We start from the raw sequence: 14,857 nt of genomic DNA on the forward strand, positions 1-14,857 counted from the left end.
CGCCGCTGAGTGCGTGCGTCGGGTTCTCTTCGTCATTTCCTCGGTTCCTTTGCCGGCATTATCGCTGGCTCAGGCCCCGGCCGTTCCACTTATCTGGCTGTCCGATTTTGCGAGGCCACCTCTAAAAATCTCCCGCTGGTCCCGAATCCAATGTCATTTCGGTATCGAGTCGAACGCCGAGATCCATCTATGCGAAAACACTCTACCTTGCGTCGTCGGCCGCTCACGAAGGCCCAGCTTCTACCCCTTCCGGCGGAACAGGTACGTCGCCTATCGCTCAAACACCATCTCGCTCTTGTCGCCCTCTGCAAAGGTCGCGGCGACGTCGATGCCATCGTTACGCTGCCCAACGTGCTGGTTCTAGCCGTCTGTTTATCCGCTGACGGAGATGCGGAGCCGTATCGTTGAGCGGACACCGCACTTGCTCAATGCATTACACGTGTCGGGCGTGGTGAGCCGTGGACCTTGATCGACTCGGAGCGTACGGCACTCGAGGCGTTGGCTCTTATCCATGATGAGCAGCTTTCCGCTGTTCCAGTCCATTGCTACCTCGATGCGCTGGAGCAAGTGCAGCGCACCGACGTACGGGGCGTTGGATTGCCAATTCAGCCCGATGCGCGACAGACTATCAGCTGACTGAGGTCGCAAATGCTATATCCGGTGAGCACCGACAGTCGGAGGAGTCCATAGGGCAAGGGGCTTTCTAGACCAGGCGCATCTGCGTGCCTCCCTCAACTAAAAGTTTCTACGTAGAAACTTTAGCTATCTACGCAAGGAGGTTCGCCGGGCAGCGCTCGCTTGTGTCTCGGACAGCGCTTGGTTTGCCACGGGCAGGTGGCCGAGTCGTTGGCGGCAGAAGTGAAGGGGTCGATAGTAAGGACTATGTTACCCTTCATTTTGGGACAATTGCCCCGCGGACCTGAATCGCGCGCCGAACCGGTGGCCGGGAGGGGCGGTGATCGGCACGGGAGTGCGCCGCCATAGCCCGTGCGGCCGCTATCGCGCGACGGCGGTAGCGCCGGCAGCCGACGCGCGTCCATCTTTGAACGCGCTGTTCCGATATCAGAACGGCGCGTTCAAAGATTCGCGATAGGGTTAGCTGGGGGGCTTGCAATCGTGGGGCGAAGTTGCCATGCCTCGGCGGCTCGCCATGCGAGAATCGCTTGGTCGACCATTGCGCGCCGCAACGCCACAACGTACCGACGTAGCCCGCGTTCGGCTTTTCACGTCAGCGATACCGATTAGGGGAACAACATCGATGAAGATCATTCGGGAGCCGGTCGATGGTTGGATGGTTCGAATGAACGACGAAGTGGGCAAGCGAGTCGTCCCGGGGTCCGTGTTCCGCTTTGGGCGGGTGACGTCGCTGAACGATGGACAGCCGTTGGTGGAAATTCTTCAGCCTGGCTGGACCCATGGCCTCCGATATTTTGTTCCGTTCAACGACGAGGCTGGGGTGCGCGCGTTCTTGGTTGGACTGGGATTTACGGAAAGGCCGCGGGTGACGCCGGGAGATGGCACGCCGCTCTGGGATTTCGACGCCGATGACCAAGCGTGACCGAACTGCCCCGACCCGCGATGTAGCACGGCAGAAAGCGATGCAGGCTGCGAAGCCAGGCTGGGCGAGCGCGCTTCAGTCGGCGCTCGTCACGTTCACGCGCGAAGTGTGGACGGGCGCGGCCGTTGAACAAGTGCCCGCGATCAAGTTGCACCTGACCACGCGACCGACATGATTCGAACCAATTTTCGCGCCGATCTGGTTGCGTACATCGATGCTCGCCTCGCGGAGCTAGAATTTGACCCCAGTTCGGCCGGCGACGCGCGGGAGAACGTGCCCCAGTACGTGATGTTGCTGATCCGCGCGATGCGCCGTATGCCTGCAGTGGCACCGCGCCGCGTAGTCCGTGCCGCCGAATTTTCTGTCCCCGACGTCCATGAAGCCGGATTTCGAGCGCTGGCAAGTGCCGTTGAGCGGGGCGCAACGCTCCGGCCGTGGCTCAGCGTGCGCGTCGCAGATCTCGCGACCCACGACCGGCTTCTGGATGATTGGGGCATTCATCACTTTCACCTCGGCGTGGCACCGCATCCTCGGCGACCGGGGTTTGTCGAGCGGACCGACGAAGTGGTTTTCGCGATGGTGCATCCCGACGCGATCTATTTTCTTGTTGCGACGAGCCACGATCACCGCCGCGCGCCGCTTGTCTGGACTCAGCCTCTGCTGGTTGACCTCGTTCATCGCAATTGGCCGGCCCTCTTGGATACGCCGGTATCGAGTTCGAACGCTGAAGGGATGTCCGCTGAGGAACACGCGAAATTTAGGAAATGCCACGTGAATGTTGGTGTCGCGACGTCAAACGGGGCAACCTATTATCCGCCAGGGGGCGGGTTAATGAGCAACGGCGATAGCGCGCGCGACTATATGTACCAGATGAGGGTGTTGAGGCAGGTTGAACATTTGGAGGCGCTCGTCAAGCATTACGAGGCCCAAATTCGCGCCAAGTTGGCAGTTCCGGACGGAGCGGAATTGGAGCTTAAGGCGCAATTCCAAATCGAGTATCCCGCAGGGCAGTTTGTCCAGGTCTACGATCCGGTTCGTGACGTTGCCCTGGTGTTTTAACGCGGTCGACCGAGATGCTGTTAGTGTTGTATCAGGGCTCTCCGCGGCGAAAGGATAGGGCGTCGCCAGTCGTTCTACTTCCGGCTAAGACGTGGTCGGCGCTCGTTTGCTTCTGACCTGCTTCCCCCGTATCCTATATGGCGTGATCTAGGAAACACGATGACGACCAAATCCACATCCCAACGCTTTTCCAGGACGGCAGGCGCTCCGCGACCAGCCGCGCCGGCGCGCAAGCAGGGTAAGGTGAGCGGGCAAATGACCGCGAAACCCGTGGTGAAGCATGCACACGTCGCGACGAGCGCCAAACGGGCGGTGGCGTTTGTGGGGTCAAATGAGGTCAAGTCGGAGATCGCAAATGCGGTGCGGCGCGAGGTCGGCCGCCAATTGCGGGTAATGGGTACCACATCCCCTGCGGTTCGGCACGATGATGAAACACTGCGCGCTGTGCGGGCCTACGCGCGCGAAGTATTCGGTAGCGCGGAAAAGGCGAATCGTTGGCTCGAACGACCATCGGTTCGCCTCGGCGGCGAAAGTCCGGTTGCTTGGCTCAAAACTCACGACGATCCAGCTGACGTATATAGCGCGTTGGACGCGATCGCTTACGGCGCCGCGGTCTAACCGATGGTGGTATACCGTTTGTGTGCCGCGGCGTGGGCAAGTCGTCGATTCGCACTGAATGGCGAAGGCGCCGCCCGCTATGGACAACGCTGGAACCCCGCTGGACAACGCGCAGCTTATTTCGGGTCTTCGCGGGCCTTGTGCGCCCTCGAGTACCTTGTGCACGTTGGCGACGTCGAAGACGTGCCGGAACTGCGGATGGTTCGTCTTGAGCTGCGTGATGACCTGGCCCACTACGACGACTTCAGCGATGAGCAGCGCCGACGTCTTCCACGTAACTGGCGTGAACGGGATGCGCTGCCGCGCTGTCAGCAATTCGGCGGCGAACGGCTCGGCCCCACCGGTAAGCTCGGTTTCAAGGTTCCTTCTGCCTTGATTCCTGCGGAGTGGAACATCATTCTGAATCCCGACCACCCTACGTTTCGCGATTCGATCGTGTCGTTTCGCAGCGAGGGGCCGTTTGTCTACGACCCGCGGCTGCTGACGATCGGCCAGTCGAGGTAGGGGGCGGAACGCTCGGGAGAAGAGAAAACTACAATGACCAACACTTCTCCATGCGATTCCGACGACGATCGCATCTGTGTCAACTGCATCTGCGACGACTATTTGCGCGACGAGATTCGGGCAAGCGGGTGCGTCGCTTTGTGTTCGGTGTGCGGCGCCACAGCGATCAGTTGGAGTGCGCGGCAGTATGCCCGACGAATTTTTCCGATCTTCGAATCTCGCTTCAATGCAAGCGCGCCTGAGCCCTTCATGGGCACGAGTTTGATATCGGATGGACTCACCGCCGCCGAAGTCATTCAGGCGATCACCAAGTGCGCAGACGATCGGGCGGCGGACCTGATGCTCGAGGCGTTACACGATGAGTGGCCTTGGTCGCCACAAAACGGTGACGACGATCCGTTGGACGATGATCTGCGTTTTAACCTCGACGATCGAGCGACCGCCGATTCGTTTCTCTGGAATGAGATTGAAGAGGAGTTGAGAACCCGTTCGCGGTATTTCAACCCGACCATCGAGACACGGCTGCACGAAATGTTTTCGGGTGTGGAGGCGCTCCCCAACGCAACGCGCCGGTCCGCCGTGAAAGCCGCTGGGCCAGGAACTGATCTAACCCGTGTTTGGCGAATGCGCGTGACCTCGGTGCTGGATGGCTTGAACAAAATACTGACGAACCCGGAGCGCGAGCTTGGTTCGCCGCCGCCGCACGCTGCCCGCTCGGGGCGGATGAACGCGGCCGGAATTTCGGTGTTCTATGGTGCGACGGACATGGAGACGTGTGTTGGCGAAGTGCGGGCGCCGGTAGGGGCGTGCTGTGTCGTCGCTGCGTTTGACATCGTACGCGAGCTGAGCCTGCTGGACATTTCCGTGATCACGGCCGCTGAAGTGGGGAATCTCAGTCACTTCGATCCCGACTACGTTCACAAGCGGGGGCGTGCGGCCTTCCTACAGCATTTGAGTCGTGCGCTCCAAACACCGGTACTCCCGGGAGATGAGGCCGACGGATATCTACCGTCGCAGATGGTTGCTGAATTCCTTGGTTCGCGCCGGCTTCCTCGATTCGACGGCGTCGTGTTTCCCTCGATTCAGTCGGGCGGAAAGGGCACGAATGTCGTTCTCTTTCATCACGCAAGTGTTGTTCAGTCGCCGCCGACTATGAGGCAGCTTGAGCTGGATGCGTCAGATCCTGAGGGCGACGAGCTCTTGATCGTCGAGCGCGTCGTGCCCGTAGCGCGACCGAAGTACGTCGGGGACGGGGCGCCCATTCGATCCGACTATCGAATCCCGGCACTGCGGCTTGCCACCGAAACGATCTCGATCGTCGATGTTAAGGCCGTCGAGTACACATTCGACAGGAGGCGCGTTGGATGGATGGGGCAACAGCCAAGACGACAGCGGAAGTCGTAGAGAAAATAATAGTCTTGTCCGAACGTCACTATTGCCGCTTCAAGCTGGACTCTCCGCCAACGCACGCCTGACTTCGCGAACCATTTCCGCTCAGCATTGGCTCACTTGGACTGCATCCAGATTCGGATACCATATCCGGAATACCGGACCGTGTTTCAATCTGAATGGAGGAAGGACAACACGATGGAACAAGTCACAGAACTGACTATCGCCGCGCAATCGGACGATGAATTCGATGAATTGTGTGATCGTGCGGAAGCCTTGGCGGGGGTAGTTGTCGGCATCGAGAGCAAAGCCGAATCGCTGCACGTGGTGCTCGTCGCCGCGTATCGTTATGACGAGGCGAACTTGACGGTGACGTTTCTCTTGAACACCGAAGCGATGAGGTTGCTCGACCTATCCGTCGACGGTCGCACGACCTTGGAAACTATCGAAGGAATTACGCTACATTAATTCGAGACCCACGGGCGTTGAACCTGGCTATGGCTGCCGCTTGCTGACCGCGGGAAAAATAGTGGTCCAGCGATCGTTCGCGACAGAGGGTGTTTCGAGGGGGATTGGTAGAAACTCTCGTCTGCCGGAACACCGCTCTGAAAGAGCAAGCAAACTCCTCGCCAATCACGACCATGACCGCCCTTGACGCGCTGCACTTGAATCAAACCTTCGCGGATGTGCAGACGGCCCTGTATAGGCCGCGAATCCGCGCGTTTCTGCGTGATGTAGTGCAGCCGGCGCTGACGGCGCTTGATCGCGACATCGAGCACTGGAGCAAAACCCAAGAAGGGGGCGCCCCGTTCGCGCACGCCGACGCCGAGGCGCTGCTGCAAGCAACAATCCAGGCGTTCTGCCTCGCCGTTCAGTCGATCTGGGAACGCCAGCTGCGCGCGTGGCTGAGTGACAGCGTTCACCACGACGGCGCCGGAGACGTTGGCCAGCTACGCAGTGCCCGGAAGGGCCCTTTCGACAAGTTGAGCCTGCTTCTCTACACGTTGCGCGGCGTCGAACTGACGAGCTTTCCGAGCTATGCGGACCTTGCGTTCCTGCAGTTGGTCGCCAACGCTTGCCGCCACGGTGATGGGCCATCGTCGGACGCGCTGTTTCGCGCCCACCCGGAGCTATGGCCGATGTGGACGTCTGCGCCGTACCCGTGGCCCACCGAAAATCCGATTATGGGGCCGCCTGCTGTACCGGCCTTTCGTGAGGCTGTGCTCCCGCGCGAATTGCTCACGCGCTTCGTGAATGCGATTGCGTGGTTCTGGGAAGACGTGTCGTACGTTTGCATGAACAGCTTCGCCCAGAAAGACGACGCGATTGAAGGTCAGCTAGCAGCGATGCGTGCAGCACGCGCATCACGTCTAATTCGCGACGACCGTCGGTCAGGGATCGGCAAGTTTGCAGCGAGTCAATAATCTGCAGACGCTGAGCGCGACTGCAGAAGCCCGCGTATCTGATAACTATTCTTATCAGATAGGAAACTTTTCGCTGTCAGATCGGCCGCATTTTCCCCTATATTTGGCCAGGCCCCGCCGGGCAAGGCCGGGCCGGGCGCGCGGCGCCGTCGGCTCGCCACCGGTTGGGCGGGGCGCCGATCCCGCACGTGGTCGGCGTTACGACTTCCGTGGCAACCATTACGGTGCGCATCGCGCGCGCCTCAACCATTTGACGGAGGACATGAGCATGACCACCATCACGAACGAGACCCGCCTCTGCGTCGGCGGCGTCTTGCACACCTACTCACTGCCTAGTGGGAAAGGCGGTGCCATGGCGAGCTACAACGCCACGGGCGACTACCGCGACCCACAGGCCACGCACCTCTATCGCAGCGTGTCGCTCACGCGCACGACGCCTGACGGGCCGCAAACGCGGGATTTCTTCGTGCTCGACACCCTGCGAGATGACGACGGCAAGGTGATCGTTCAGGGGCTGTCGAATGAGCCGGCCCTCGCGCAGACCCTAGCGGCGCCCGAGCGCTTCTGGCTGTAAGTGGGCCGGTAATCCCCCCGAAAAACCGGTGTGATCAGAAGTGGAATTTTCTTGTTGAGGGAGTTCTACGGAATGAAGAAATCGAGATTCACGGACAGCCAGATCATGGACGCGCTCAAGCGCGTGGAATCGGGGCTGTCGGTGCCGGACCTGTGCCGGGAGTTGGGCATCAGCACGGCGACGTTCTACAAATGGCGTTCGAAGTACGGCGGCATGGACGTTTCGCTGATCGCGCGGATGAAGGAACTGGAGGCCGAGAACGCCCGGCTGCGCAAGATGTACGTCGAGGAGAAGATCAAGGCCGAGATCGTAGCGGAGGCGCTCGCAAAAAAAGATTGAGGCCATCTTGCCGGCGTGAGATGGCCATGCATGCGGTGTGCAGCCGGGGCGTATCGATCCGGCTGGCATGTGAGGCATTTGGGATCAGTCAGGCCTGTTATCGGTACGTCGGTCGGCGCAGCGCCGAGAACGACGAGATTGCGAACTGGCTGCTGCGCCTGACGGACAACCACCGGAACTGGGGCTTCGGACTGTGCTTCCTGTACCTGCGCAACGTGAAAGGCTTCGGCTGGAATCACAAGCGCGTGTACCGGATCTATTGTGAACTGGAGTTGAACCTGCGAATCAAGCCGCGCAAGCGACTGGTCAGGCAGGTCCCGGAACCGCTGGCGGTGCCGTCTGCCGTCAATCAGGTCTGGTCGATGGACTTCATGCACGACCAACTTGCCGACGGACGTAGCATCCGGCTGTTTAACGTGATCGACGACTTCAACCGCGAGGCACTCGGCATCGAGATCGACTTCTCATTGCCGTCCGAACGCGTGATCCGTGCGCTGCGGCAGATCATCGGTTGGCGCGGCAGGCCCAAAGCGATTCGGTGCGATAACGGGCCCGAGTACCTGAGCGCGGCGATCATCGAATGGGCCCGACAGTACGGCATCAGGCTCGACTACATCCAGCCGGGCAAGCCGCAGCAGAATGCGTATGTCGAACGATTCAACCGGACCGTACGGTACGAATGGCTGTCGCAGTACCACTGGGAAGACTTGGACCACGTGCAGCGCTTCGCGACCGATTGGATGTGGACTTACAATCATGACCGCCCGAACATGGCCCTGGGCGGATTTACGCCAAAGCAGCGGTTGGCCGTGGCCGCTTAGTTTCTACTTCTGAACCCCGTGCAAAACGGGGGGATTACCGGTAGTTAAGGTAGTGCGCTCCTTCAATGAAAAGAACGTCGTCCGTACCGGAAGCGCCGCCGATCTGGCGACCGGATGCACACCTAACCCGGTTGGCACCGACGGGGAAGCGGCGCACGTATGCGCGCCGGATACGACAACACATACCATCGCCATCAGCGTGCGATTCTGCACGATGCGCCCGTGGACTGCGAATGCCGATTCCCACGTATCCACTATCATCCATGAAGCAACGCACTTCCACGACACGATGTCATCTACAGATGATCAATACACAATCACGCGATTCCTTCCTGAATGGGGGCGATCGCATCCGGCCTTGGCAATCAACAACGCCGACAGCATTGCGGGGTACGTCGTCGATGGTGACTAAGTTCCTGACTGCCGCCGCGCTCACGTTGATCTGCGCACATGCAGCATCCGCGTGCGACGGTCCGTCGAACATGCCTGCCCATTACATCGACATTGTTTTCGATACTGATTCGAGCGCAATTTCTTCGATCGAACTATCGAGGTTATCGACATGGTCTAGCGATCTGAAAACGCGCTTTCCGATCATCGATACGGTATGGCTTGTAGGACTGGCCGAAAGAACCGAGCGAGACGCGAAGCAGCTTGCAACGCGACGTGCGGAAAACGTGATGACTGCCCTAGGTCAGTTTTCGATCCGTGGCGAGAAAAGCGATTTCATGGGTCAAATTTTCAAACCGGACGAGTTCGGCCAATCGGGGCGGCGCGTCGAGGTGAACGTTAGTCCGGGATGCCCTGATCACTGCTGCCCGAACCTAAACCCGATACCCAGGACGCGTTGACGTAACGCGGAGCGTTCGGACTTGCCCGCGCGAAGCGGTCCGTCTTCTTCTAACCTTTCCGGCACCTTCGCCTTCCCTCGTCCGGTCAGCCCATCGCCCGCGATTGACACACCGCACGCCCAGCGTTTTCCGAAAACATCAAGATTCCGGAATCTGCAACGTATCGGCGACCGCTCCAGCAGTGCCGACACTATGCATCGACTTTGGCCGCCGCTTCCAGCGCGCACTTACGACCCCCACACCTGCATTTCGTAAAGCGAGTAACCCCACTGCGTCGCGCGCTTCGTGCCGAGCATCCGCACGTAGCGGCCGCTTCCGTTGAGATTCGGCAGCGTGACGTGGTTATATGAAACGCCGTTGCTCGTCGAGTAGATCGTCGTCCAGTTGACGTTGTCGTTCGACGTCTGGATCTGGTAGACGAGCGCGCCCGCATCCCAGTAGAGATCGACGTGATCGATATGCTTCGTCGCGCCGAGATCCACGGAGATCCATTGCGGATCGACGCCCGCCCCTTCCGGCGAATCCCAGCGCGTGCTCGTGGTGTTGCCGTCGAACGCCTTGTCGGGGGTGAGCGATGCGTTGTAGCTCGCCGACGCGGCCGCCGGATGTCCCTGCGACAGCAGCGTCGGCTGCGCTGCGGCCGGGCCGCCGTAGTAGCTCGAACCGAGCTTGGCCTTCGTCGTGTCGGCGTTCACGCCGAACTGCGACAGGCTCCAGCGCTGGCCGGTCGTCACGTCGCCGACGTAGAGCTGATAGCCGCCCGCCGTCGTCGACGAGAAGAACACATAGTTGGTGCCGGTCACCGGCGCCGGATCCGAGTTGTTGCTCACGCAATCGTTGATCGGCAACGCGTTCGGCGTCGATGCCGGGTCCGCGGTCTTCGTGTAGATCTGGTCGGCCTGGCCGCTGTCTTTCCAGCGTGCGTAGAACACCATGCCGTCCCCACGCACGATCGGGTAGTACGTCTGCAGTCCGGCCGGGTGATCGAACGTGACGGTGACGCCGGTCGCGAGCGTGCGCTTCATCAGCCCCATATTCGCGCCCGTGCCGGTCGCGTAGTACACGGCGCTCGCATCCGGCGAAAGGTACGGCATCGAGTATTCGGCGCCGGCCGGCGCATTCGTCAGGCTCACGACCGACGTGAACACCGGGCCCGCGCTCGTGTACGACAGCGTGGCCTGCTTGACGTCGCCGTTCTGCTTGAACACGAGCGTCTTGCCGTCCGCGCTGAATTTCGGGTCCTCGTTGCGCGTGGCACCCGTGCTGTTGGTCAGGTTGACCGGCGGCGTGCCGGCGCCAAGCTGCAGCATGAACACGTTCCACGCGCCGTTGCTGATGCCCATGAATGCGAGCCACTTGCCGTCGGGGCTGAACACGCCGTTCATCGGATCGGTGATGCCCCACGTGCTCTTGCTCAGTTGCGTCAGCGTATGAGCCGAGAAGTCGTACAGGAACAACTGGCTCGTGCCGTCGCCGTATTTGACGTAGCTGTGATAGACGAGCTTGCCGGTCAGTGCGGCGGGAAACGTCGTGTTCGGCTGGGCGGCGGGATTGCTGATGCAGGCGGCTTGTGCCGCGCCGCCGGACATGCCGAGGGCGAGGCCGGCCATCAGGCCCGCGATGAGGGTCGTCGATTTCACGCTGGTTGATTCCGGGAAAGGTAAGGAGGACGCCGCGGAAAAGTCCCGCACGCGATGCGCGGGCGCTACGGATCCGCCGCGCGGCAGCGGGGTCTCCGTATCGATCGGACATCGGGAATGAAGCTTGCGCTAGGATGCCCGCTCGTCAGACGAAAGAAAAGGATCAGAGGCCACGCAAAACATGCGGATCAGCGCGTCGACGGGATTGCGCGCGACGGGTGCCGTGCTACTCTTTTTGCAGCGACGCCCACGCGCCCGGAGGGCCGTCATGAAGCGATATGCGGCGCTGGCACAGACGATCGCCGAAGCCATCCGGCGCGGCGATCTGGCGGCCGGTGTGCGCATCCCCACCGTGCGCGCGGCCTGTCGCGCGTACGGCGTGAGCCCGTCCACCGTGTTTCGCGCGTACTACGCGCTCGAAAGCGAGGGTCTGATCGTCGCGCGTGCACGGTCCGGTTATTTCGTTGCGAACCTCGAGGACAAGCACGTGCGGTTCGGCCATGAACCGCCGCGCAAGCCGGCCGCCCCGCCAGCCGGCAACGACGATACGCTGTTCCGCCTGCTCGACTCCCTCAAATGCGACGACATCGTTCCGCTCGGCTCGGCCTTCGCCAGCTATTCGCTGTTCCCGATGAGCAGCCTGTGGCGCGCGATGGCGTCGGCGGCCCGCAACATGGATCGCACGGCCCTGCTGTCCGGCGCGCCGCCCGGCCACGACGGGCTGCGCCGCCAGATCGCGCTGCGCTACCTGAATGCGGGCGGGGCGTTGCCGATGGACGAGATCGTCATCACGACCGGCGCGCTCGAAGCGCTGACGCTCTGCCTGCAAGCGCTGACGCGCCCGGGCGATATCGTCGCGATCGAGCGACCGGCATTCCACGCAGTCCTGGAGGCCGTGCAGCGCCTGCACCTGAAGGCCGTCGAGATTCCAGTCGACCCGCGCACCGGCCTCGATCTCGACGCGCTCGAGAAAGCGCTCGACACGCATCCGGTGCGCGCTTGCTGGTTCATGACGTCGTTCCACAACCCAACCGGCGCGACGCTGACCGACGAGCGCAAGCGCGCGCTGATCGACCTGCTCGCGGCACGCAACGTGCCGCTGATCGAGGACGACGTGTATGGCGAGCTGCATTTCGGGACGGTCCCCACGCGCCCCGCCAAACTGTACGACGACAGCGGGCTCGTCCTGCATTGCGGTTCGTTCTCGAAATGCCTCGCGCCCGGGTTCCGGATCGGCTGGGTCGCGGCCGGACGCTACGTGCGGCAAATCCGTCAGGCAAAAGGCGCGAGCGCGCCGGCGGCCGACGTGCCTGCGCAGATGGCGATTTCGAGCGACCTGCGCGACGGCGCCTACGACCGCTTCCTGCGCAAGCTGCGCCGCAATCTCGCTGCGCACCAGGCGCAGAGGCTGGCGGCCGTGCGCGCCTGTTTTCCCGCGAGTACAGACGTGTTCGCGCCGCCCGGCGGGTATTTCCTGTGGATCGAACGGCCACCGCGCGTGGATGCGATGCACCTGTTCGGCGACGCGATGGCAAGCGGCGTCAGCATTGCGCCGGGGCCGCTCTTTTCCGCGACCGGCGGATTCCGCCGCTATCTTCGGCTCAATGACGGCCGGCCGTGGACGCCGGCCGTCGAGCACGCGATGCAGACCATCGGGACGCTCGCAGCGCGGCAGCGGCAGGACGGATAGGTCGGATCCGACGAATCGCGACGGCCCGCCCGCGCCTTGCGTTTCACGCGCCGACGACCAAGAATGAAGCGGTAGGTCGCCACGGACGAACGTGTTCCGCGCACCCGACGTCACGGAGAACCTCATGAGCACCGCATGCGAACGACCGGCGGCGACGCGCGCTCCGCCGGATGCCTGCACGAGCCGATCGGTTGCCTTGCCGGAAACGATCATGACGACCGGCGAACGTTCGCGTCATTGACGGCGCCCGTCCGCTTGCCGCGATGCGAGTCTTGCCCAACCGCACCATTCACGCACGAGATGACTGGCGCGCGATCCTGAACGCGCGAGCCGAAGCGCGGCGCACGGCCGGCTTCCGCTGCAGGGAATGCGGCTTCGTGGCCTTCCGCGCGCTCGAGCACTGCCCCGTGTGCGGCCGCTGGAACTGGCCGTTCGATTCGATCCGCGTCGCATCGAACGGCGCGCATGCGGCGCACTCCTTTCACACGTGATCATCGCGCATCGCGCGGGCGCTTCGCAACGCGGCATTCCGACGGCCGCGCGCATCGAGCGCGCCGATCCTGAGCCTCCTGACACTCGTTCTGCTGGTCGGCGGCTACGTGACGGTCGACCGGACATGCAAGGCCGATCCCGTTTGTCGCGGGTCGAATGAGTATGGCGCGAGGGCGAGCCATGCCGGCCTGTACGCATCGAACGATCCCGTGCTGCCGGTCCTGCCGGCGCCCGCCTATCTGTTTCATTCGACTGACGGAACGCAGGTGCCAACCGCCCGCCAGGGCAGCCTGGATGTCGGCGAATCCGGCGAACGGACGACAGTCGCGCGAGCCACGCCGGCCATGCGTGCACCCGACCGGTCGCACGGCACCGGCACGGTTCGCCTGGCGGACTCGAATGCCAGGCGTGGCGCCGCGCATCGCGCCCGCGCCTTCCACGGTGTGAGCGTGCACACCACCCATGCGCGACGCACCAGCACCGGCAATACGCAAATCGCGCAGCTCTATCGCGGCCACTGAGCGCGGCCCGCCCTGCTCCGCGCCTCGCCAGTAGAAACGGGCGGCCCGCTTCCGGCACCGCCCGTCTCGCATGACGCGTCGCGCGCGTCGAACGCTAGCGCCTCACGCTGCCAGCAACCCGTGCGGGTCGATGACGAATTTGCGCGGCGCGCCGCCGTCGAACTTCTTGTAGCCTTCCGGCGCCTGGTCGAGCGAAATCACTTCGACGTTGACGATCTTCGCGATCGGCAGCCGGTCGAACAGGATCGCCTGCATCAGGTTGCGGTTGTACTTCAGCACCGGCGTCTGGCCCGTGAAGAACGAGTGCGACTTCGCCCAGCCGAGGCCGAAGCGGATGCTCAGGCTGCCGTGCTGCGCAGCCTTGTCCTTCGCGCCGGGATCGTCCGTCACGTACAGGCCCGGGATGCCGATCGCGCCGGCCGGCCGCGTGATTTCCATCAGCGAGTTCAGCACCGTCGCGGGCGCTTCCTCCGCATGGCCCGACGAACCGTGGCCGTGCGCCTCGAAGCCGACGCAGTCGACCGCGCAGTCGATCTCGGGCACGCCGAGGATCTGCTCGATCTGCTCGCCGAGCGATGCGTCCTTCGACAGGTCGACCGTCTCGAAGCCCATCGCCCGCGCGTGCGCGAGGCGTTCCGCGTTCATGTCGCCGACGATCGTCACGGCCGCGCCGAGCAGGCGCGCCGAGGCGGCCGCCGCCATCCCGACCGGGCCCGCGCCCGCGATATAGACCGTCGAGCCCGGCTTCACGCCCGCGCTCACCGCGCCGTGATAACCGGTCGGCAAAATATCGGACAGGCAGGTCAGATCGCGGATCTTCGCCATCGCCTGATCGCGATCGGGGAATTTCAGCAGGTTGAAATCCGCATACGGCACGAGCACGTACTCGGCCTGGCCACCGATCCAGCCGCCCATGTCGACGTAGCCGTACGCGCCGCCCGCACGCGACGGGTTCACGTTCAGGCACACGCCCGTATGCGTGTCCTTGCACATCGCGCAGCGCCCGCAGGCCACGTTGAACGGCACCGACACGAGATCGCCGAGCTTCAGCGTCTCGACGTCGCGACCGATCTCGACCACTTCGCCCGTGATCTCGTGGCCGAGCACGAGGCCGACCGGCGCGGTCGTGCGGCCGCGCACCATGTGCTGGTCGGAACCGCAGATGTTCGTGCTGACCACTTTCAGGATCACGCCGTGGCCGATCGCGCGGCCGCTCGGATCGACCATCTTCGGATAATCGATTTTCTGGACTTCGACCTGGCCCGGTCCAAGATAGACGACACCTCGATTGCTGCTCATCGTATTGTCTCCATGTCTCGTTGGCTGGCGCCGCGGCGCGCCGGCTCATGCGGCACACGCGCAACGTGCTGTTCGAGA

General features: G+C 62.6%; 17 protein-coding genes. 15 read left to right on the forward strand and 2 right to left on the reverse strand.

Going from position 1 to position 14,857, the window contains the following annotated elements; translation table 11 throughout:
• Positions 1 to 1,258: 1,258 nt before the first annotated feature.
• From HWX36_RS21680 to HWX36_RS21730, 12 genes are all read left to right on the forward strand, one after another.
• On the forward strand, positions 1,259 to 1,558 hold the full coding sequence (locus tag HWX36_RS21680) for a hypothetical protein (RefSeq protein ID WP_175954580.1): 300 nt from the start codon (positions 1,259 to 1,261) through the stop codon (positions 1,556 to 1,558).
• A 40-nt stretch (positions 1,559 to 1,598) separates the two neighbouring features.
• Positions 1,599 to 1,733 (forward strand): hypothetical protein, encoded by a 135-nt coding sequence (locus HWX36_RS37665; RefSeq protein WP_279613392.1) that lies wholly within the window; start codon positions 1,599 to 1,601, stop codon positions 1,731 to 1,733.
• Positions 1,730 to 2,617: a hypothetical protein gene (locus HWX36_RS21685; protein WP_175954582.1), complete on the forward strand. Its 888-nt coding sequence runs from the start codon at positions 1,730 to 1,732 to the stop codon at positions 2,615 to 2,617. Before HWX36_RS37665 ends, HWX36_RS21685 begins: the two co-directional genes overlap by 4 nt.
• 159 nt (positions 2,618 to 2,776) lie before the next feature.
• Positions 2,777 to 3,235 (forward strand): MbcA/ParS/Xre antitoxin family protein, encoded by a 459-nt coding sequence (locus tag HWX36_RS21690; RefSeq protein WP_175954584.1) that lies wholly within the window; start codon positions 2,777 to 2,779, stop codon positions 3,233 to 3,235.
• Between the two features lie 3 nt (positions 3,236 to 3,238).
• On the forward strand, positions 3,239 to 3,739 hold the full coding sequence (locus HWX36_RS21695) for an RES family NAD+ phosphorylase (RefSeq protein WP_175954587.1): 501 nt from the start codon (positions 3,239 to 3,241) through the stop codon (positions 3,737 to 3,739).
• A gap of 33 nt (positions 3,740 to 3,772) precedes the next feature.
• Entirely contained in the window at positions 3,773 to 5,143 is a 1,371-nt protein-coding gene (locus HWX36_RS21700) for an RES family NAD+ phosphorylase (RefSeq protein WP_175954589.1), read from the forward strand.
• Between the two features lie 183 nt (positions 5,144 to 5,326).
• Positions 5,327 to 5,596 (forward strand): hypothetical protein, encoded by a 270-nt coding sequence (locus HWX36_RS21705; protein ID WP_175954591.1) that lies wholly within the window; start codon positions 5,327 to 5,329, stop codon positions 5,594 to 5,596.
• Positions 5,597 to 5,769: 173 nt separating this feature from the next.
• Positions 5,770 to 6,552, forward strand: a complete 783-nt coding sequence (locus tag HWX36_RS21710) for a hypothetical protein (RefSeq protein WP_175954593.1) — start codon at positions 5,770 to 5,772, stop codon at positions 6,550 to 6,552.
• A 268-nt stretch (positions 6,553 to 6,820) separates the two neighbouring features.
• Complete coding sequence (locus tag HWX36_RS21715; protein WP_175954595.1) at positions 6,821 to 7,126, forward strand: hypothetical protein; 306 nt, start codon at positions 6,821 to 6,823, stop codon at positions 7,124 to 7,126.
• A gap of 72 nt (positions 7,127 to 7,198) precedes the next feature.
• Positions 7,199 to 8,286, forward strand: a protein-coding gene (locus HWX36_RS21720; RefSeq protein WP_175954597.1) for an IS3 family transposase whose coding sequence is annotated in 2 segments (ribosomal slippage) — positions 7,199 to 7,460 and positions 7,460 to 8,286 — 1,089 coding nt in all. Because the reading frame shifts where the segments join, the coding sequence is not laid out codon by codon here.
• 52 nt (positions 8,287 to 8,338) lie between these two features.
• Entirely contained in the window at positions 8,339 to 8,698 is a 360-nt protein-coding gene (locus HWX36_RS37820) for a M35 family metallo-endopeptidase (RefSeq protein ID WP_347879226.1), read from the forward strand.
• Positions 8,589 to 9,137, forward strand: coding sequence for a hypothetical protein (locus HWX36_RS21730; RefSeq protein WP_347879227.1), 549 nt, complete (start codon positions 8,589 to 8,591; stop codon positions 9,135 to 9,137). Before HWX36_RS37820 ends, HWX36_RS21730 begins: the two co-directional genes overlap by 110 nt.
• A gap of 227 nt (positions 9,138 to 9,364) precedes the next feature.
• On the opposite strand, the gene HWX36_RS21735 is transcribed toward HWX36_RS21730, so the two are convergent.
• A complete protein-coding gene (locus HWX36_RS21735; RefSeq protein ID WP_175954600.1) occupies positions 9,365 to 10,777 on the reverse strand; it encodes a discoidin domain-containing protein in 1,413 nt (470 codons plus the stop codon).
• Between the two features lie 268 nt (positions 10,778 to 11,045).
• Here HWX36_RS21735 and HWX36_RS21740 point away from each other — a divergent pair, with 268 nt between their 5' ends.
• The 3 genes from HWX36_RS21740 (at position 11,046) to HWX36_RS37830 (ending at position 13,480) form a co-directional block, all read left to right on the forward strand.
• On the forward strand, positions 11,046 to 12,467 hold the full coding sequence (locus HWX36_RS21740; protein ID WP_175954602.1) for a PLP-dependent aminotransferase family protein: 1,422 nt from the start codon (positions 11,046 to 11,048) through the stop codon (positions 12,465 to 12,467).
• Between the two features lie 272 nt (positions 12,468 to 12,739).
• Positions 12,740 to 12,958 (forward strand): hypothetical protein, encoded by a 219-nt coding sequence (locus tag HWX36_RS37825; RefSeq protein ID WP_347879228.1) that lies wholly within the window; start codon positions 12,740 to 12,742, stop codon positions 12,956 to 12,958.
• A 210-nt stretch (positions 12,959 to 13,168) separates the two neighbouring features.
• Positions 13,169 to 13,480, forward strand: a complete 312-nt coding sequence (locus tag HWX36_RS37830; protein ID WP_347879229.1) for a hypothetical protein — start codon at positions 13,169 to 13,171, stop codon at positions 13,478 to 13,480.
• Positions 13,481 to 13,582: 102 nt separating this feature from the next.
• Here the strand turns inward: HWX36_RS37830 and fdhA are convergent, their stop codons facing one another.
• The gene (gene fdhA, locus HWX36_RS21750) at positions 13,583 to 14,779 is read right to left on the reverse strand and encodes a formaldehyde dehydrogenase, glutathione-independent (protein WP_059525191.1); all 1,197 of its coding nucleotides are present in this window, start codon (positions 14,777 to 14,779) and stop codon (positions 13,583 to 13,585) included.
• Between the last annotated feature and the right edge of the window lie 78 nt (positions 14,780 to 14,857).

This window comes from Burkholderia sp. BCC0405, assembly GCF_902833075.1.
Classification (GTDB): Bacteria; Pseudomonadota; Gammaproteobacteria; order Burkholderiales; family Burkholderiaceae; genus Burkholderia.